Origin of the sequence: Arthrobacter sp. UYP6, from assembly GCF_040547315.1 — a bacterium.
Classification (GTDB): domain Bacteria; phylum Actinomycetota; class Actinomycetes; order Actinomycetales; family Micrococcaceae; genus Arthrobacter_B.
Genome location: NZ_JBEPPM010000019.1, coordinates 15,224 through 33,571 on the forward strand (window position 1 = coordinate 15,224; position 18,348 = coordinate 33,571).

At 65.6% G+C, this 18,348-nt stretch carries 17 protein-coding genes and 1 pseudogene; 11 read left to right on the forward strand and 7 right to left on the reverse strand.

What is annotated here, in order from left to right; translation table 11 throughout:
- Positions 1-291 precede the first annotated feature (291 nt).
- Together ABIB35_RS15120 and ABIB35_RS15125 are read left to right on the forward strand one after the other, a co-directional pair.
- Positions 292-1,005 carry a ferritin-like fold-containing protein gene (locus ABIB35_RS15120; RefSeq protein WP_354182550.1) on the forward strand — a complete coding sequence of 238 codons (714 nt, stop codon included), beginning with the start codon at positions 292-294 and terminating at the stop codon, positions 1,003-1,005.
- A 505-nt stretch (positions 1,006-1,510) separates the two neighbouring features.
- Positions 1,511-2,182, forward strand: coding sequence for an SGNH/GDSL hydrolase family protein (locus tag ABIB35_RS15125; RefSeq protein WP_354182551.1), 672 nt, complete (start codon positions 1,511-1,513; stop codon positions 2,180-2,182).
- Here ABIB35_RS15125 and ABIB35_RS15130 read toward each other — a convergent pair.
- The 3 genes from ABIB35_RS15130 to ABIB35_RS15140 are packed head-to-tail and all read right to left on the reverse strand — an operon-like array spanning position 2,179 to position 3,406.
- Positions 2,179-2,481, reverse strand: coding sequence for a hypothetical protein (locus ABIB35_RS15130; protein WP_354182552.1), 303 nt, complete (start codon positions 2,479-2,481; stop codon positions 2,179-2,181). The two genes, ABIB35_RS15125 and ABIB35_RS15130, sit on opposite strands and share 4 nt — an antisense overlap.
- Positions 2,482-2,519: 38 nt before the next feature.
- On the reverse strand, positions 2,520-2,744 hold the full coding sequence (locus tag ABIB35_RS15135) for a DUF3107 domain-containing protein (RefSeq protein ID WP_354182553.1): 225 nt from the start codon (positions 2,742-2,744) through the stop codon (positions 2,520-2,522).
- A 47-nt stretch (positions 2,745-2,791) separates the two neighbouring features.
- Positions 2,792-3,406: a TetR/AcrR family transcriptional regulator gene (locus tag ABIB35_RS15140; RefSeq protein ID WP_354182554.1), complete on the reverse strand. Its 615-nt coding sequence runs from the start codon at positions 3,404-3,406 to the stop codon at positions 2,792-2,794.
- 116 nt (positions 3,407-3,522) lie between these two features.
- Here ABIB35_RS15140 and moeB point away from each other — a divergent pair, with 116 nt between their 5' ends.
- The gene (gene moeB / locus ABIB35_RS15145; protein WP_354182555.1) at positions 3,523-4,716 is read left to right on the forward strand and encodes a molybdopterin-synthase adenylyltransferase MoeB; all 1,194 of its coding nucleotides are present in this window, start codon (positions 3,523-3,525) and stop codon (positions 4,714-4,716) included.
- 69 nt (positions 4,717-4,785) lie between these two features.
- Here moeB and ABIB35_RS15150 read toward each other — a convergent pair whose 3' ends face one another.
- A complete protein-coding gene (locus tag ABIB35_RS15150) occupies positions 4,786-6,162 on the reverse strand; it encodes a glutamyl-tRNA reductase (RefSeq protein ID WP_354182556.1) in 1,377 nt (458 codons plus the stop codon).
- Positions 6,163-6,320: 158 nt separating this feature from the next.
- On the opposite strand from ABIB35_RS15150, the gene hemE reads away from it, so the two are divergent.
- The 8 genes from hemE to hemL all read left to right on the forward strand — a co-directional run bounded on the left by hemE (position 6,321) and on the right by hemL (position 15,130).
- A complete protein-coding gene (hemE, locus tag ABIB35_RS15155) occupies positions 6,321-7,382 on the forward strand; it encodes a uroporphyrinogen decarboxylase (protein WP_354182557.1) in 1,062 nt (353 codons plus the stop codon).
- A 2-nt stretch (positions 7,383-7,384) separates the two neighbouring features.
- Positions 7,385-8,941 (forward strand): protoporphyrinogen oxidase, encoded by a 1,557-nt coding sequence (hemG, locus tag ABIB35_RS15160; protein WP_354182558.1) that lies wholly within the window; start codon positions 7,385-7,387, stop codon positions 8,939-8,941.
- 74 nt (positions 8,942-9,015) lie between these two features.
- Positions 9,016-9,735: a hydrogen peroxide-dependent heme synthase gene (hemQ, locus tag ABIB35_RS15165; protein ID WP_354182559.1), complete on the forward strand. Its 720-nt coding sequence runs from the start codon at positions 9,016-9,018 to the stop codon at positions 9,733-9,735.
- Positions 9,732-10,928, forward strand: coding sequence for a ferrochelatase (locus ABIB35_RS15170; RefSeq protein ID WP_502915807.1), 1,197 nt, complete (start codon positions 9,732-9,734; stop codon positions 10,926-10,928). The genes hemQ and ABIB35_RS15170 overlap by 4 nt, the downstream gene beginning before the upstream one ends.
- On the forward strand, positions 10,928-11,884 hold the full coding sequence (hemC, locus tag ABIB35_RS15175) for a hydroxymethylbilane synthase (RefSeq protein WP_354182560.1): 957 nt from the start codon (positions 10,928-10,930) through the stop codon (positions 11,882-11,884). Before ABIB35_RS15170 ends, hemC begins: the two co-directional genes overlap by 1 nt.
- 42 nt (positions 11,885-11,926) lie before the next feature.
- Positions 11,927-12,787, forward strand: a complete 861-nt coding sequence (locus tag ABIB35_RS15180) for a uroporphyrinogen-III synthase (protein WP_354182561.1) — start codon at positions 11,927-11,929, stop codon at positions 12,785-12,787.
- Positions 12,788-12,821: 34 nt separating this feature from the next.
- On the forward strand, positions 12,822-13,805 hold the full coding sequence (hemB, locus tag ABIB35_RS15185) for a porphobilinogen synthase (protein WP_354182562.1): 984 nt from the start codon (positions 12,822-12,824) through the stop codon (positions 13,803-13,805).
- The gene (gene hemL, locus ABIB35_RS15190; RefSeq protein WP_354182563.1) at positions 13,805-15,130 is read left to right on the forward strand and encodes a glutamate-1-semialdehyde 2,1-aminomutase; all 1,326 of its coding nucleotides are present in this window, start codon (positions 13,805-13,807) and stop codon (positions 15,128-15,130) included. The genes hemB and hemL overlap by 1 nt, the downstream gene beginning before the upstream one ends.
- A gap of 78 nt (positions 15,131-15,208) precedes the next feature.
- On the opposite strand, the gene ABIB35_RS15195 is transcribed toward hemL, so the two are convergent.
- From ABIB35_RS15195 to ABIB35_RS15205, 3 genes and pseudogenes are all read right to left on the reverse strand, one after another.
- Positions 15,209-16,048, reverse strand: coding sequence for a MetQ/NlpA family ABC transporter substrate-binding protein (locus tag ABIB35_RS15195; RefSeq protein ID WP_354182564.1), 840 nt, complete (start codon positions 16,046-16,048; stop codon positions 15,209-15,211).
- Positions 16,049-16,358: 310 nt separating this feature from the next.
- Positions 16,359-17,036: pseudogene (locus tag ABIB35_RS15200) on the reverse strand (methionine ABC transporter permease); the annotation flags it as partial.
- Complete coding sequence (locus ABIB35_RS15205; protein ID WP_354182565.1) at positions 17,033-18,022, reverse strand: methionine ABC transporter ATP-binding protein; 990 nt, start codon at positions 18,020-18,022, stop codon at positions 17,033-17,035. The pseudogene ABIB35_RS15200 and the gene ABIB35_RS15205, both read right to left, overlap by 4 nt.
- Positions 18,023-18,348 lie beyond the last annotated feature (326 nt).

Here is an 18,348-nt window from a genome sequence, read left to right on the forward strand (position 1 = left end):
CCAGCGGAAGCCGATCGCGGGCTAACAACTGCAGGTCCGCCGCGGTGCATCGGGCACGGGCGGCGGCCAAAATATCAAGATCGCGTAGGTATTGCGGGTCTGGCTAAGGTCTATCAGAGGTGTACAAGACGACCGGGCATCCTTTTACTACCCTTCAAGTCTACCCGGTGGGTGCCTTAGGCCGCGCATTGGAGCAAGCGGCGCGCGGTTGGTTCGGTACGGAAGGGATGCGGACGAAGCATCGGGCCCGTGACTGCGGTTTCCTCCTGCGCCGGCGGTACGCTGGGGTCCATGACAAACCGGAGCAGCCCCGACCTAGATTCTGCCCAGAGCCCGGTACCGTCGGACCCCGAAGATATCTACCGGCGTTTCCTGTCGGACCTTTTTGGCGTCATGGCGTACGGCGAGCTCTCCGCCTTTGAACGTATGTCCTCGGACGCCCGTTTTTCACCGACGCTGCATGACCGCACGGTCCTGGCCCGCCTGGCGGTGCGTGAATACGAGCATTTTGAACGCGTGAGTGACCATCTGCGGACACTGGGACTGGATCCCGAGACTGCTATGCTTCCGTTCCAGCCGTCGGTGGATGCCTTCCACGATCGGACCAGACCCGCGGATTGGTTTGAGTCGCTGATGAAGTTCTACGTCACTGATGCCATCTCCGATGATTTCTACCAGTCGGTGGCTGCCCGGCTGGATCCGGTCACTGCCGAGCTGGTGCTGGGGCTGCAGGAAGCCGAGCCCGCAGGGGAGGTGCTCGAAGCGAGGCTGCAGCAGGCGCTCTCCGATGATCCACGGCTCGCCTCCCGACTGGCCTTGTGGGGCCGGCGGCTTGTCGGCGAGGCCCTGACCCAGGCCCAGCGCGTGGTGCTCGAACGGGCGGTTCTGGGAGGGTTGCTGCAGGATACGGATCAGGGAGCCTACGAAGACGAGCTCAAAGCACTGTTCGCTGCGCTCACCCGCAACCATTCCCGCCGGATGAGCCGGCTTGGCCTCACCGCCTAGGCGCGGCCGCTCAACACGTGATTGGGGCCCTGAGCCTGCTCCCACGGCCTGAAAGTGGGTCTTCCGCGCGGCGCCACCGGGCTATACGCTGGGCAGGCCGGGAGAACACCGGCCGCAGCACGGTCTCGTCAGCCGGAGTGAACCGCAGATGGTCCCTGTAAGGGCGCCGGAAAGTCGTTGGGGTGGCATGGCCGGCTTATCTGTACCAAGGCGCGCTCTGTTGTGGGCCTGTGCAGGAGCGCTTCTCTTGGCCTTGGGTTTCATCTGTGGCCCGCTATGGAACCTGCCCGAGGTGCAGGCTGCGCTGTTGCCCTCCCCGTCTGGCAGCGCCGCAGAGGAACCCTCCCCGCGGGTTTCCGCGCAAACCGCCGAACCCGTCCATTCCGCCGAACCCGTCCAAACCGCAGTGCCCGCCCCTGCATTAGACCCGGCGGCAGCTGCACAAGTAGTGTCCATGGCCCAGGTGTTGTCCCTGGGAGCGCCCTTGAGAACGGAATATCCGTTCATGAAAGCGTTCCGCACTGACTTTGAGCACGGTTCGCTGATCCGGGTGCCGGAACTGAACCGGATTATGACCCTGGACAATGCCGTCGCGGAATCCGCCGTCGTCGTTGGCGATTCCCAGACCGGACCGGATACCTGGGTGGACCAGGGCTTGAAAGCGCTCGGCTACCGGACCATCCTGCGGGGCGCCGGAGGCACCGGCTACACCGTGGGCAACGGGAACGTGGGCAGTTACCGCACAGCACTTCTCCATCAGCAGTGGCTGCTTCCGTGGGGAGATCCCGCGCTGGTGGTCCTGGAGGGCGGGGGGAACGACGCCGGCACGTCCACCGATGGTCAAATCGCAGCGGCAGCCGCGGACATGATTGACGAAATGCGGCGGACCTACCCTCAGTCGCGACTGGTGATGGTGGGCGTCATTTCCTCACCGCTGACCGACTACGGGAGCCAGCGGACCGCAGTGGACCATCTGCTGGCGGACACCGCGGCGAGCAAGGGAGTGCAGTTCCTGAGCGTGGGGGACTGGTGGGACCGTTATTCCCTGGGCACCCAGCTGGCGGACGGCAGGCATTTCACGGACGCCGGGCAGAAGGCGGCGGGTGCTGTGTTGGCGCGGGAACTTGGCGCCCTGTTGGCCGAACAGGAACCCGAAGCGCAGGGCAAAGAGGGCTAGAGCCGCAGGGCCCGTTCCAGAGCCGCAGTGTCCTTCGCTTCGCGCCGGGGCGCCAGTGCAAGCGCGGTGATGAGGGCACTGACGCCGCCGGCCACCGGAGGCAGGACCCAGATAAGCCAGTAAAGGTCCGGATCGGAGCCGATGCCTGCCAGCTGCAGGGCAACCCACAGCACCATGGCAACAGCCAATGACAATCCGGGCAGCAGCAAAACACCGTAGCGGGACCGTCGCTGGTCTGCGCCCCGGAGGATGAATCCGGCTGCCAGTGCGGCCAAGGCTGTCACAATGAGGCTGATCATCGTTTCGGCTCTCCGATTCGGACCTTACGTACTCGAGCCTAGAGTGCGCCGAAACCGACGCGTCGAACCTCTTCAGCCCCAATTTCCACGTAGCCGATGGCTCCGGCAGGAACCATGATGAGCCGGCCCTTGTCATCCTTCAGACGCAGTTCCTTCTGACCGTTCAGGGCCTCTGCCACAACGTCAGCAACGGCGTCGGCGGTCTGGCTCGATTCAAAGACAATTTCGCGGCCAACGTTCTGAATGCCGATTTTTACTTCCACCGTGGTGCCTCCTGTATTAATGAAACGTAGCTGCTTCGAAATCTACTCTAGATCTCCTTGGGGAACCGGCTGATTCCGCGCCAAGCTAAACGGTAGACAAGCTCAGATGCCGCATCGATGTCCAAGTCACCGTCAGTCTCCAGCCAAAAGCGCGCACTGACCTGGGCCATTCCGGCCAAAGCACGGCCGAGCAGGGTTGCCTCCACAGGGGAGAGCTTTGTGTCCTCGGCGATGACGCCGGCAATGCTGTTGGCAAACCGGGCGTTGAATTCCTCGATCAGGGCACTGACTTCCACATCATTTGTGAGATCGGATTCAAAAACCAGCCGGTGTCCTTGGCTATCCTGCGCCACGAAGAGGAAGTAGGCGCGCATGGTTTCCCGCACACGCAGCTTGTTGTCGGTGGTTGAGTTCAATGCGGTGGTGAGGAATTGGGTGAGAGTGCCCAAATGATCCTCAAGCAGCGCCAGGTACAGTTCACGCTTGCCGGGGAAGTGCTGGTAGAGGACCGGTTTGCTGACCCGCGCAGCTTCGGCGATGTCATCCATGGCCGCGCCATGAAAGCCGTTGCTGACGAAGACCTCCTGCGCGGCGCTCAACAGCTGGCGTCGCCGTTCCTCCCGCGGGAGCCTGGTCGGCTTGCCGGTTTGCTGGTTGCTCACGTGTACGGACCTCTCAACGACTCCGGGCCAAGGTGCCCGGACAACGGACTTCAGTTTACCCGCGGGTAATACGTCCAACCGGTTCTGCAGCACGTTTGGGTACTAGATTGGGAGCCATGACTGAGCTAATCGCGGCACTGCCGCCGCTGGTTGAACCCGCGATCGGGCTGACAGGCGAGGAAACGCTGCGGTATTCCCGGCACCTGATCATTCCTGAGTTCGGCATGCAGGCCCAGCAAAGGCTGAAGAATGCCCGGGTCCTTGTCATTGGCGCCGGTGGACTGGGGTCCCCGGCTCTGCTCTACCTGGCGGCAGCGGGCGTGGGAACGCTGGGAATAGTCGACGACGACACCGTGGACGCGTCCAACCTGCAGCGCCAGGTCATCCATGGAGTTTCGGACGTGGGTACGTCCAAAGCGGAGTCCGCACGCCGGAGCATTCGGGAGCTGAACCCCCTGATCAACGTCCAGCTGCATCCGGTACGACTAAACGCGGCCAATGCACTGGAGATCTTTCCCGGGTATGACCTGATTCTGGACGGGACGGACAACTTTGCCACCCGCTATCTGGTCAATGACGCTGCGGAAATCCTGGGCAAGCCGTATGTTTGGGGATCGATTCTGCGCTTCGACGGTCAGGTCAGCGTCTTTTGGGGAAAGCACGGGCCGACGTACCGCGATCTGTATCCCGAGGCCCCGCCGCCGGGGTCGGTTCCCTCCTGCGCCGAAGGGGGAGTGCTCGGTGTGCTGTGCGCCCAAATTGGCGCGGTCATGGTCAACGAGGCGGTAAAGCTGATTACCGGAACCGGTGTGACCCTGCTGGGCCGGGTCCTGGTGCTCAATGCCCTGGACATGTCGTGGCGGGAAATCCGGGTCCGTAAAGACCCCTCGGCGGTGGCTGTCACCGCGCTGGAAGAGGACTACGAGGCCTTCTGCGGAATGCCGGCTGCCGGCGGATCACAGGGTCGGGAGGTGCCGGCGGTTCCCAACATCGGCGTTCGTGAGCTGCAGCGGTTGCTGGCCGCACGCTCGTCAGGAGAGCGGGATTTTGACCTGCTGGATGTCCGCGAACCCGGGGAATACGCGATCGTGAACATTGACGGTGCGGTACTGATGCCGCGCGCCGGGATTCTCTCGGGGGATAACCTTCCCGAGCGGAGCAGGGAGCTCTACGTGCATTGCAAGTCCGGAGGGCGTTCAGCGGAAGTGGCAGCCTTCCTCCGGGGGCAGGGCTACCCGAGGGTGTTCAACGTGGCCGGTGGCATCCTGGAATGGGTTCGAGAGATCGAACCGGCCAAGAACGTTTACTGAGCAGTGTTTACTGAGCAGTGTTCACGGAACGCCGTAGCTGATCGGCAGCGCCTGTTGGGTCAGCCCGTTTCAGGCGGACGCTGCGGTGTCCGTGCCGTCCAGTGAGTCGTCGGAGGTTCCTGCCGGGGAGGCGTCGGGGTGTCCGGTTACTGTTCCGTGGGGCGCAGCGGCGGCGCGGCGGCGCTCCACCGGATGGTCAGGCGTAATTCCAAACAGGGCTTCGAGGCCCTTGATGTACTCATCCTGCTGACCGCTGGCGGCCAGTTCGCGTGCGCGGACGGTGGGTACGTGCAGCAGCTGCTTGACCATGCGGCGCATGGCAAACTCCACCTCTTCGGCAGCGCCGGTGCAGCCGTGCTGTGCACGGACTTTCTCCAGCTCGGAATCCAGGACGTTCAGCGTGTGCCGGCGAAGGGCCACGATCGCGGAATCCATCTGCCGGCTCAATTGCAGTTCCGAGAAGGCCTTGGCCGCGTCGGCCACAATGCCGCTGGCCTGCTTCAGGGATTCTGCCTGTTCTGCCGGTGCTGCCAGGCGTACCGATTCCAAGGTGATCAGGTCCACGCCGTTCACTTCCCGGACGTCGGGCTCAAAATCGTGGGTCAGGGCCAGATCGATGATGATCAGCGGCTTGTTGCTGGACGCCCGAACACGGCGGATATCATCTGCGCTGACCTGGCTCTCGCTTCCGCTGCAGCCGATCACCACGTCCGCTGCGGCGAGCGCAGCCGGCAGCGAGTCGCGGGTCAGGGGAGTGCCGCCGCGCGAAGCAGCGAAGGACTCAGCGCGGCCGGAGGAGGAATAGACGCTGACACGGGTGCAGCCGCGTTCCTTCAGCAGAGCCATGGTGGCTCCGGCGTAAGCGCCGGTGCCAAACACCACAACGTCCTTCCGGGACCAGTCCACGTCGAGGGAAAGATCCGAGGCCAGCTCCAGGGCCACAGACACAATGGACAGCCCCCGTTTGCCGAGGGCTGTCAGCGCTCCAACATCTTTAGATGTGCGGGAGGCCGTTTGGAAAAGTCTGGTGAGGCCGCCGCTGGCGGTGCCTTTTTCCTGGGCTTCGATCAGGGCACGCCGGACCTGGCCGGCAATTTCGCGTTCGCCCACGACGGCGGAATCCAGGCCTGCGCCCACGGCGAACAGGTGCTGGGCCACGGATTCACCGGTATTTGTGGCAAAGGAACGGGACACCAGGTCCTTGGTGAGGCCGGAGTGCCGGCTGATTTCTGCGACGACGGCGGAACGGGCGGCTTCGACGTCCGCCTCCGACTTGGCCTCGCAGTAAACCTCGAACCTGTTGCAGGTGGCCAGGACCACGGATCCGGTCACCGCCGAACCGGTTTCGAGCAGGGAGGAGGAGACCTGGGAGGCGCCGGCGCTGAGGCGGGCAACGGTTTCCAGGTCAACATCGGAGTGCGTCGCAATTAAGGAAAGTAGAACCACAGTGTCTCAATACTAGCCACCGACTCTGTGTTCACCCCAATAGGGCGCCCTAACCTTAGCCCCTTTAGGTGCGTGTTTCCCATCACCTCTGAGGCTCTCCGGGGTACCTCCCGGCGGCCCGGTTATCCTTCCCGGCGGATTTTGGAGAGAATCAGGGTATGACTCTTAGCGCCTCTCATCCGCTCATGGATGGCCGCACGGCCGATTCCCCCCTGATCACCGCCTACCGGGGTGGCACTCCGTCCCGCCGGCCGGTCTGGTTCATGCGCCAGGCCGGAAGGTCGCTGCCCGAATACCGCAAGCTGCGGCAGGGAATCGCGATGCTGGATTCCTGCCTGGATCCGGCGCTGGCTTCCGAAATCACCCTGCAGCCGGTTCGCCGGCACGACGTGGACGCCGGAATCTTCTTCTCCGACATTGTCATTCCCCTCAAGCTGGCCGGAGTGGACGTGGACATTGTCCCCGGCGTCGGACCCGTGCTGGGCACGCCGGTGCGCACCGCCGCCGATGTGGCGGCTCTGCCCGTCCTCACCGAGGACGCACTGGAACCGATCCGTGAGGCGGTCCGGTTGACCGTTGCCGAGCTCGGCAAGACACCGCTGATCGGTTTCGCCGGTGCACCGTTTACGCTGGCCGCCTACATGGTGGAGGGCAAGCCGTCCCGCGATCACCTCGGTCCGCGCACCATGATGCATGCCGACCCGGACGCCTGGAGCGCCCTGACGCAGTGGGCAGCGGACGCTTCCGGCATGTTCCTGCGTGCACAGCTCGAAGCTGGTGCCAGCGCCGGACAGCTCTTCGACTCCTGGGCGGGCTCACTGGGACTGGCAGATTACACCCGGCACGTGGCACCGGCCTCGGGCCGGGCACTGGACCACGTCCGCGACCTCGGTGCGCCGCTGGTGCACTTCGGTACGGGAACCTCCGAATTGCTTGGCGCCATGCGCGACGTGGGCGTGGATGTGGTGGGCGTTGACTACCGGCTGCCGCTGGACGAAGCCAACCGCCGGCTCGGCGGTAACACGCCGCTGCAGGGCAACATCGACCCGGCCTTGCTGAACGCCCCCTGGCCCGTCCTTGAAGCGCATGTCCGCGAGGTTCTGGCTGCCGGGGAAGCCGCTCCCGGGCATGTCGTCAACCTGGGCCACGGCGTTCCGCCGGAGACCGATCCGGACGTCCTGACGCGGGTGGTCGAGCTCATCCACTCGGTGGAGCCGTAACCATGCCGCACCGATCCGTTCTTCCCCATTTTCCGGCAGCACGTAAATCCAACCCGGAGACTGAACCGGCGGTGCCCGCAGAGACACCGCTCACCGCCGTTGTGGTGGGCGGTGGCATCTCAGGGCTGATCGCTGCCCGTGATTTGGCCAGCAGTGGGTTGTCCGTGACCCTGTTCGAAGCCGGACCCGAGCTGGGCGGCTGCGTAGGCACGCATCAGGTCGCCGGGCTGACCCTGGACAGCGGGGCGGAATCCTTCGCCACACGGTCGCGGGCCGTGCCCGACCTGGTGGGGGAACTGGGCCTGGAAGACGCTGTTGTCCAGCCCAACCGGAGCGGCGCATGGCTGCAGCTGGCCGGCGACGATGTTGCTGCCGCGGCCCAGCGGATGCCGCAGAGCGGGCTGCTCGGCATTCCCGCCGATCCCCGGGCGCCCGAAATTGTTCAGGCGATCGGACGCACGGGCTCAGCGCGCGCCGCACTGGATAAGGTACTGCCCGTGGGTGGTCTGGCCCGCCGTGAAACCGCGAGTCTGGGCGAAGTTGTCCGTGCCCGAATGGGTGACGCGGTGCTGCGCCGGCTGGTGGCGCCTGTAGTGGGCGGCGTGTATTCCTCGGATCCGGACGCCCTGGACGTGGACTCAGTGGCCCCGGGACTGCGTGCTGCGCTCGCTCACCACGGATCGCTGGCCGCTGCCGTGGCCTCCATGCGTGCGGCCGCACCTGCCGGTTCAGCGGTTGGCGGGCTCGTCGGCGGCATGGGCACGCTCACCCGCGCCCTGGAAAAGGACCTGCTGGCCCTGGGCGCAAGTCTGCACACAGCTACCCCTGTGCAATCGGTGGAACGCAGTGGCAGCGGCTGGCTGGTTTCCGCGTCGGCACTCACCGTTTCCTCGGAGGGAGCAGCGCCCGCGCAGGAGACAGTGTCCGCTGACGTGCTGGTCATCGCCACCGACGGCCCCGCCGCAGTTGATCTGCTGGCCGGCAGCGTTCCCGGACTGGCGGCGGCCCGCCCGGGTGCCGGACCCGGCGTCGCCCTGGTCACCCTGGTGGTGGACCAGCCGGACCTGGATGCCCATCCGCGCGGCACAGGTGTGCTCGTTGCCGCAGACGTCGACGCCGTGGATGCGAAAGCCCTGACCCACGCCACTGCGAAATGGCAGTGGCTAGCCGACTCCACCGGGCCGGGAACGCACGTGCTGCGGCTCTCCTACGGGCGGGCACTCAGCGCCGAAGACTCTGCTGCGGCGCCGCGGACAAGCCCCGTGGACCGGGAGGACGATGACCTCTTTGCCCAGGCTCTGGCGGACGCCTCGGTGCTGCTCCAGGTGCCGCTGGGGGTTGACGACGTGGTGGGCTGGGACGTGGTCCGGTGGGTTGGAGCCCTGCCGTCCGCCGCCGTCGGGCACCGTGACCGGGTAGCATCCGTACGCTCGGCCGTTGACGAGGTGCCCGGGCTGGAAATGGTGGGAGCGTGGCTTGCCGGCACCGGGCTGGCTGCCGTTACGGCTGATACCCGCGCCCGAATTGCCGGCCTGCTGGAGCAGCTGGACCGGTTGTGACATTGATCACTTTCTACAAGAAGTAGAAGTGGAGTATTTCGTCTAAGGCTGTCCAAAAGGGCAGACTGTTAATCATGAGTGAGCCCATGGGTCAGAGCACCGCAGAAACAGCCGTCACCGAAGAACAGTTCTTTACCCTCTGGACCGTCTTTAAGCGGTCCGCGGTGGGTGGAACATCGGGTGCGGCTGCCGATTCCGAGGAAAATGTCAGGGCGTTTGAGGCCCTCACCGAAAAACTGGCCGACCGCCATGTCACCCTTCGCGGGCTGTATGACGTCTCGGCAATGCGTGCCGACGCGGACGTCATGGTGTGGCTGCACGGCGGCCGCGCCGAAGACCTGCAGTCGGCCATCCGCGACATTCGCCGTTCCGGCCTGTTCACCGGCACCGAGATCGCCTGGTCCGCCATGGGCGTGCACCGCGATGCGGAGTTCTCCAAGAACCACTGGCCGTCCTATGCACGCGGCATCGATCCCGAAGCCTGGATCTGCGTGTACCCGTTTGTCCGCTCCTACGAGTGGTACCTGCTGCCAGCCGAGGAACGCGGCAAGATGCTGCGTGACCACGGCATGCTCGGCCGCGAATTCCCCCAGGTCCTGGCCAACACCGTGGCGTCCTTTGCCCTCGGTGACTGGGAATGGATCCTGGGCCTGGAAGCCCCCAACCTGGTGGATCTGGTGGACATGATGCGCCACCTGCGCTCCACCGAGGCACGCAACCACGTACGCGAAGAAATCCCCTTCTACACCGGTCGGCGCATCGCCGCCGCCGAAGTTGCCGAGGTACTGAAATGACCACTCCCACCACCAACGAGCCCGCTTCCTTCGACCCGCTTGACGGCGTCGACGAAAACGGGCGGATGGCCCCCAAGCACTATGACGCCATCCTGCTGGCCTCCTTTGGCGGCCCGGAAGGGCAGGAAGACGTCATCCCGTTCCTGCGCAACGTCACCCGCGGCCGCGGCATCCCCGATGAGCGGCTTGAGGAAGTAGCCACTCACTACCGCGCCAACGGCGGCATCAGCCCCATCAACGAGCAGAACCGGGCCCTCAAAGCTGCGCTGGAAGCCGAGCTGAAGCGCCGGGGCATCGACACCCCCGTGCTGTGGGGCAACCGAAACTGGGCGCCGTACATCAAAGACGTGCTGCAGGAAGCCTATGACACCGGCTACCGCCGGCTGCTGATGGTTACCACCAGCGTGTACTCCTCGTACTCCAGCTGCCGCCAGTACCGCGAAGATCTGGGCATGAACCTGCTGGCCACAGGCCTGGACAAGAAGCTGCAGGTGGACAAGGTTCGCCAGTACTTCGACCACCCCGGATTTGTGGAGCCCTTTGTGGAGGGCGTGCGCAACTCCCTCGCCAAGGTCCGTGAGCAGCTCGCAGAGCGCGGCGAGGAAGGCGGGACGATCGAAATCCTGTTCTCCACCCACTCCATTCCCACCGCCGACGCCGAAGCCTCCGGCCCGCGGGACCGCGAGTTTGAGGAGTCCAGCGCCTACGTGGCACAGCACCTCGCCAATGCCCGCGCCATTATGGACCGCATCCCCGAGGCCGCCGGCCTGGACTGGCAGCTGGTCTACCAGTCCCGCTCCGGATCTCCGCACACCCCGTGGCTGGAACCGGACATCAACGATGCCATCGCCGAACTGCCGGCCAAGGGTGTCAAGGGCGTGGTGATTGTTCCGCTGGGCTTTGTCAGCGACCACATGGAGGTTCTCTGGGATCTGGACACCGAAGCCATGGAGACCTGCCGGGACTTGGGGCTGGCGGCGCACCGCGCCCCCACCCCCGGGATCCATGAGACCTTCGTTTCCGGACTGGTTGATCTGCTCTGTGAGCGCACCGTCGAGCACAACATTGCCGAGCGCCCGGCCCTGACGAAGCTTGGGCCCTGGTACGACGTCTGTCGTCCCGGCTGCTGCGCCAACCTGCGCGGCGAGAAGCCAACCATCGCCGGCGCTGACTCCACAGTGGGTGTGGAGTAGTGGCGCATTCGCCCGTTCTGATCGGCACCCGGGGCAGTGCCCTTGCCGTCACCCAGACCACCACGGTGGCCAACGCACTCGCTGAGCTGGGCGGCTTCGAGGTTGAATTGGTCCGGGTCCGGACCGAGGGTGACATTAACCGGGCCGCGCTCTCACAGATCGGCGGCACCGGCGTCTTCGTGGCCGCGCTGCGCGATTCGCTGCTCCTCGGGGACTGCGACGTGGCCGTGCACTCGCTCAAGGATCTGCCCACAGGGGCAGCAGAAGGCCTCACCATCGGTGCCATTCCGGGCCGGGTGGACGTTCGGGATGCCCTGTGCGCCCGCGACGGCCTGACCCTAACCCAGCTGCCGGACGGTGCCCGCGTGGGCACCGGCTCTCCGCGACGGGCCGCACAGCTGCGCGCCGCACGTCCGGACCTGGACGTGGTGGACATCCGCGGCAACGTGGACACCCGCCTGGGCCGTGTGGCAGGGCTGATCGAGGGCGTTCCCGGCGACCTCGACGCCGTCGTCCTGGCAGCGGCCGGGCTGGCCCGTCTGGGCCGGCTGGAGATGGTGTCGGAATTCCTGGACCCCTCCGTCATGCTGCCTGCTCCCGGTCAGGGCGCGCTGGCCGTAGAGTGCCGGACAGCTGACGCAGCGGAAGGCCCGCTGAGCCGTGCCCTGGCTGCGTATGACAACAACGCCTCCCGCCTGACGGTCACTGCCGAGCGGGCGCTGCTGAACCGGCTGGAAGCCGGCTGCACGGCACCCATCGGTGCCCTGGCCACGCTGACCGAGGCCCGCCTGCACCTGGAGGCAGTGGTCTGCAGCGACGACGGAGCCAGGGTCATGCGGCGGTCCGCAGCCACCGCCGAGCTGGACGAAGACGGTGCCCGCGCCTTGGGCGTCCGTCTGGCCGAGGACCTTCTCGCTGCCGGTGCTGCGTCCCTGACGGACCTAGCGGTCAGCTAATGCACCGTTCCGGGAGCCGCTGAGGTGGGCAGGGATCGGGTCGTGCCGGATTTGGCCGGCCTGAACGTTGTGCTGCCGCGCACCCCCGACCGGGCGGCCGCGATGGCCGCCGAACTGGTGGGCCGCGGCGCCAAAGTGACGCTGATGCCCTTGATCGACTTCCAATTTCCGTCCGATACGAGCGAGCTCGACGCCGCGCTGAGGTCGCTGCGCTCAGGACGTTTTGCCTGGGTCATCTTCACCAGCGTGACCACGGTGCGTGCCATGGTGCGGCGCTGCGCTGCCCTCGGCGTTCCGGCTGCATCAGCCGTCCCCGCTGACACGCGTATTGCCGCCGTCGGAACCGGAACGCGGAAGGCCCTGGAAGAGATTGGGCTGGACGTTGACCTGATGCCCGACCGCGACCACTCCGCCCGCGGGCTCGCTGAATCCTGGCCGCACCCGGCGGACTCCGGCCCGGAAGGCGGGGCGCTGCGCATCCTGCTGCCGCAGGCGGACCTTGCGGATCCGGCGCTGCGCGAGGCCCTCACCACACTTGGCTGGGACGTCCGTGCGGTGACGGCGTACTGCACCGTGGACCACCCCGCCTCAGGGGTCCGTTTCACGCCCGCGGTCGAAGCCGGCACCGATGGACGGGAGATCCTGCTGACCCCGCGGGAATTCCTGGCGGGCGCACCCGCGGGCCCCCGCGCCGTCGTCCTCACCTCGCCGAGCATAGTCCGCCGTTTCCTGCGGCTCTGCGCGCCGTTACCGCCCGGCACACTGCTTGTTGCCATCGGTGACAGTACCGCCGCACAGATGGCTGAACTGGGAGGTCCCCCGGATGCCGTGGCGGACCAGCCTACGCCCGAGGGAATAGCGCAGGCTCTTTTTATTGCTATGTCTACGGGCCCTACAACCTAGTTTCCCCTCATTACCGGAAGGCAGATTTATCTCTATGAGCTTCCCCCAGCACCGTCCCCGCCGCCTGCGCACCACGCCGGCCATGCGCCGGCTGACCGCCGAATACCGGCTGGATCCGGCCGAGCTGATCCTCCCGGCCTTTGTCCGCGAGGGCATCAGCGAGCCCAACCCGCTCACCTCCATGCCCGGCGTTCTCCAGCACACCATGGATTCCCTGAAGAAGGCGGCCGCTGAAGCGGTTGAGTTGGGCGTGGGCGGCATCATGCTCTTTGGCATTCCCTCAGAGCGTGACGCCGTGGGCAGTGCCGGCACGGACCCGAACGGCATCCTCAACCGCGGCATCACCGCTGTCCGCGAAGAAGTGGGCGATGACCTGGTCATCATGAGCGATGTTTGCCTGGACGAATTCACCGACCACGGGCACTGCGGCGTGCTGGACGAAAACGGCGTGGTGGACAATGACGCCACGCTGGAAATATACGGCCGGATGGCTGTGGAGCAGGCCCGCGCGGGCGCCCATGTACTGGGTCCCTCCGGCATGATGGACGGTCAGATTGCCGTGATCCGCCAGGCACTGGACGAGGCCGGCCACACCGACGTTTCCCTTTTCGCCTACGCCGCCAAGTACGCGTCCGCGTTCTACGGCCCCTTCCGCGAAGCCGTGGATTCCCAGCTAAAGGGCGACCGCCGCACCTACCAGATGGAAGCAGCAAACCGCCGCGAAGCCCTGCTGGAAGTGGAGCTGGACCTGGAGGAAGGCGCGGACATGGTCATGGTCAAACCGGCCATGAGCTACCTGGACGTGCTGGCCGACGTTGCGGCCATGTCTCCGGTACCCGTGGGCGCTTACCAGATCTCCGGCGAGTACGCGATGATTGAAGCTGCCGCGGCCAACGGCTGGATTGACCGCCGTCGGGCCATTGAAGAGTCCGTGCTCGGCATCAAGCGGGCCGGCGCCAACATGATTCTCACCTACTGGGCCACCGAGCTGGCGGCCTGGCTGAAGGAAAGCAAGTAATGCCCTCACCTGCCACACCCACCTCTTCCAAAGAACTCTTCGACCGCGCCCGCGCCCTGATGCCCGGCGGCGTGAACTCGCCCGTGCGGGCCTTCGGCTCCGTGGGCGGTACACCCCGGTTCATGGTCTCCGCCAAGGGCCCGTACATTACCGACTCCGAGGGCCGCGAGTACGTGGACCTCGTCTGCTCGTGGGGCCCCGCCCTGGTGGGCCACTCCCACCCGGAGGTCCTCGCGGCGGTGCACACAGCCGTGGACAACGGTCTGTCCTTCGGTGCTTCCACTCCGGCTGAAGCCGAGCTGGCGCAGCTGGTCATGGACCGCGTGCCCGGCGTCAAGCGCCTGCGCATGGTCTCCACCGGCACCGAAGCCACCATGACGGCCATCCGGCTGGCCCGCGGCTACACCGGCCGGAACCTGGTCATCAAGTTTGCCGGCTGCTACCACGGCCATCTGGACGGCCTGCTGGCAGCCGCCGGCTCCGGCCTGGCCACGCTGGCACTGCCCGGCTCCGCCGGCGTCACGGCAGCCACCGCTGCCGAAACCCTGGTCCTGCCGTACAACGATGTTGCTGCCGTGGAGAAGGCATTCGCCGAGCACGGTGCGGACATTGCCGCCGTTATTACCGAAGCAGCGCCGGCCAACATGGGCGTGGTCACTCCGGAGCCCGGATTCAACGCAGCCCTGTCCCGGATCACCACCGAAAACGGTGCGCTGCTGATCCTGGATGAAGTCCTCACCGGCTTCCGCACCGGCCCGGCCGGCTACTGGGGCCTGACCGGCGCACATGAAGGCTGGACGCCGGACCTGTTCACCTTCGGCAAGGTCATTGGCGGCGGCATGCCCGTTGCAGCCCTGGGCGGGCGCGCCGATGTGATGGATTACCTCGCCCCGCTGGGCCCGGTCTACCAGGCCGGCACCCTCTCCGGAAATCCGATTGCCATGGCCGCCGGCGTCGCCACGCTCAAAGCCGCAACCCCGGAGGTCTACGCCACCGTGGATGCCCGCAGCACCGAGCTTTCTACTGCTGTATCTGCTGCACTGACCGAGGCCGGCGTGGACCACAGCATCCAGCGTGCCGGAAACCTCTTCAGCGTTGCGTTCGGCACCTCGGCCACCGGCGTGCACAACTACGATCAGGCCCAGGCGCAGGAGTCCTTCCGTTACAAGCCGTTCTTCCACTCCATGCTGGATTCCGGCGTGTACCTGCCGCCGTCGGTCTTTGAAGCATGGTTCCTGTCCGGCGCGCACGACGACGCCGCAATGGAGCGTATCTATGCCGCGCTGCCGGCGGCCGCCAAGGCTGCCGCAGACGCCCGGCCCTAGGGGCCCGGCACACAAAAAACCCCGCATCTTCCTTTCGGGAGGTGCGGGGTTCTTTGTTTTTGTGGCTGTTGACTGCTGCTAGAACGCGGCGGTCACGGCACCGTTGGGCCAGGTCTTTTCAATGTAAGCCTTGACCTCGGGGGAGTGCAGCAGCTCTTCGAGCTTATCGATCCGGGCATCCTTGGCGCCGGTCTTCCAGGCCAGGAAGTTGGCGTACGGGTTATCCTCGGCCGACTCCACCAGCAGGGCGTCATCGGTGCTCAGGCCGGCAGCCAGGATGTAGTTGCCGTTGAGGATGGCCAGGTCCACGGTGGGATCGCTGAGGTCGTTGACCAGCAGCTCCGGCTGGTTCTCCACGAAGTCCAGGCCCTTGGGGTTCTGCTCGTCCGTCAGGGCGAGCACCGAGGCCTCGGCGTCGATGTTCTCCAACAAGCCTGCTTCTTCCAGCAGCGTCAGGGCGCGCGCCTGGTTGGAGGGATCGTTGGTGATGGCCACGCGGGCACCGTCGGATACCTCGGAGATGTCCTTCAGCTTTTCCGAAAACACGGCGTACGGTTCAACGTGGACGCCTGCACCGTGCTCAAAGTCGTAGCCCTGGGACTGAACCTGGGATTCAAAGTACGGCAGGTGCTGATAGTAGTTCGCGTCCAGGGAGCCGTCATTCAGGGCGATGTTCGGAGTGACGTAGTCATCGAACTCCTTGATCTCCAGGTCCAGGCCGGCGTCGGCAGCGAAGTTGTCGGCCACGTACTCCAGGATCTGGCCCTGCGGCAGCGGGCTGGCGCCCACCGTCAGGGATACCGGGTTGGCCGGATCCAGGGTGTCGACGGATTCGCTGGAGGCATCGGAGCCTCCGCAGGCCGACAGGGCCAGGGCAGCGGCTACGCCGGTGGCAACGAGGGTCAGTGATTTACGCATCGGATGCGTTCCTTTCAAGTGACCCGGGCCGGGAGACTTCCGGACCGGACAGTGGGCAGCTAGCGGCTACTGGCTGCGGCCAACCCCGCACGCCCGCAGGTGCGGGGTTGTGGGGGCTGAAAATTTCAGGGCAAAGGCTTTTGCCGGGTTAGCGGGCGGAACGGATGACGTCCGCTGAGCCCAGGCTTTCAGGCTCGCCGTCCTTGGTTTCGCTGGGGCCCGGGGAGGCACTGCCGGTCACGGCAGCGGCCCCCGCGTTGGGGCCGGCGGCTGCGGTACGACGGCGGCGCTTGGCCCCGCCGTCCGCGGAGCGGTGATCCACTCGGCGGGCCACAATGTCTCCGGCGATCTGGATGATCTGGACAATCACCACGATCACAATGATCGTGACCAGCATGACCCCGCTGTCGAAGCGCTGGACTCCGTAGTTATAGGCCAGCTTGCCCAGGCCTCCGCCGCCCACGATGCCCGCCATGGCGGAGTAACCCACCAGTGTGACCATGGTGGTGGTCAGGGCAGCCACCAGACCCGGCATAGCTTCCGGAAGCAGGACCTTGGTGATGACCTGCGTCCTGGTGGAGCCCATGACCAGTGCGGCGTCGATCTTTCCACCCGAAACGTCCCGCAGCGCGGTTTCAACCAACCGGGCGAAGAACGGGATGGTGCCGATGCTCAGCGCTACGCACGCCGCGATCGGGCCAATTGAAGTGCCGGTGAGGAACCGTGCCAGCGGTATGAGGGTGACCATCAGGATCGCGAACGGGACCGACCGGGTGATGTTCACGATGATGTCGCTGACTATGCGGTTGGTGACGGGCATTGGCCGCAGCCCCCCGGGCGCACTGGTGTGCAGGAAAATACCCAGCGGAAGGCCAACCAGCACGGTCACGAGGCCGGAGAGCCCCACCATTTGCAGGGTTTCCACCAGAGCATCAGGCAGGGCCTTGGTGATTCCGGGATTGTTGAAGAGTTCTGTCAGGAAGTTCATGCGGCCACCTCCACGGCAACGCCCTGATTGGCGAGATAGTCGGTTACTGCAGTCATATCCGTGTGCACGTCCAGTTGGATCCGCAGGCGGCCAAACCGCCTGCCCGCCAGGGTTTCCACGCTGCCGGCCAGAACATTGACATCCGTGTCGAAGCGACGGGTCAGTGCGGAGAGGACGGGCTCGGTGGCGTTGCCGCCGGTGAGCAGCAGTTCCAGGACCGGTCCCGTGGGATCTCCGGGAAGAAACGGTGTGGGCGGCAGCGGAATCAGCTGCTTGGCCAGCCGGCCGCCCAGGTTTGAGGCAACCTCGCTCAGTGCGCCGTGCTCGGCCACGCGCCCGGCTTCGAGCAGCGAGACGGAGTCGCAGATGCGCTTCACCACGTTCATTTCGTGCGTGATGATCAGCACCGTCAGGCCCAGCCGGTGCGAGAGATCGGAGATCAGGTCCAGGATGTCATCAGTGGTGCCCGGGTCCAGCGCGGAGGTGGGCTCGTCGCAGAGCAGGATGTCCGGATCCGAGGCCAGGGCGCGGGCGATGCCCACGCGCTGCTTCTGTCCGCCGGAAAGCTGCGCCGGATAGGCGCCGGCGAAGCTTTCGAGTCCCACCAGGCGCAGAAGATCGGCAACCTTATCCTTGATGTCCTGTTTTTTTGCCCCCGCCAGCTCCAACGGGTGGGCGATGTTAGCTGCCGCTGTGCGCGAGTCCATCAGGTTGGCGTGCTGGAAGACCATGCCAATTCGGCGTCGGGCGGTGCGGATTTCGGAATCCTTGACCGCGGTCAGTTCCCGTCCGTCGATGGTGACCGAGCCCGACGTCGGCCGGTCCAGCAGCGTGAGGCATCTCACCAGGGTCGACTTGCCGGCGCCGGAATGCCCGATGATCCCGTGGATGGATCCCTTGGGTACGCTCAGGCTCACGCCGTCGAGCGCTGTGACGTCTCGGTCGCCCTGGCGGTATACCTTGCGCAGGTCGGTAACTGTGATCATTGATCCTCGTGGTCTATGTATCGGGGCTGGTCAGCGGGCAGTTACCTGGGCACGCGGAGGTGCCGGGCACGTCCGGGTGCCGGGGCCAACTGGAGGTGTCTGCCAATCACGTGGCACGAGACGCGGGTCCTCAGGAGGTACCCCGCCACGGGGTTCTCCAGGGCACGCCTGGGGCGCCATCAGCGCCTAACACAGCTAGAAGTATCTCATGCAGAGGCCTCAGGGCATGATTCCTGCCGATGTATGAAGCAGGCTTCCTTTTATGTTGCGTCCCGTGACGCGTTGTTGCTTCCCGGATGCGGGAACCCGCCCGGTACGGCGGGGCG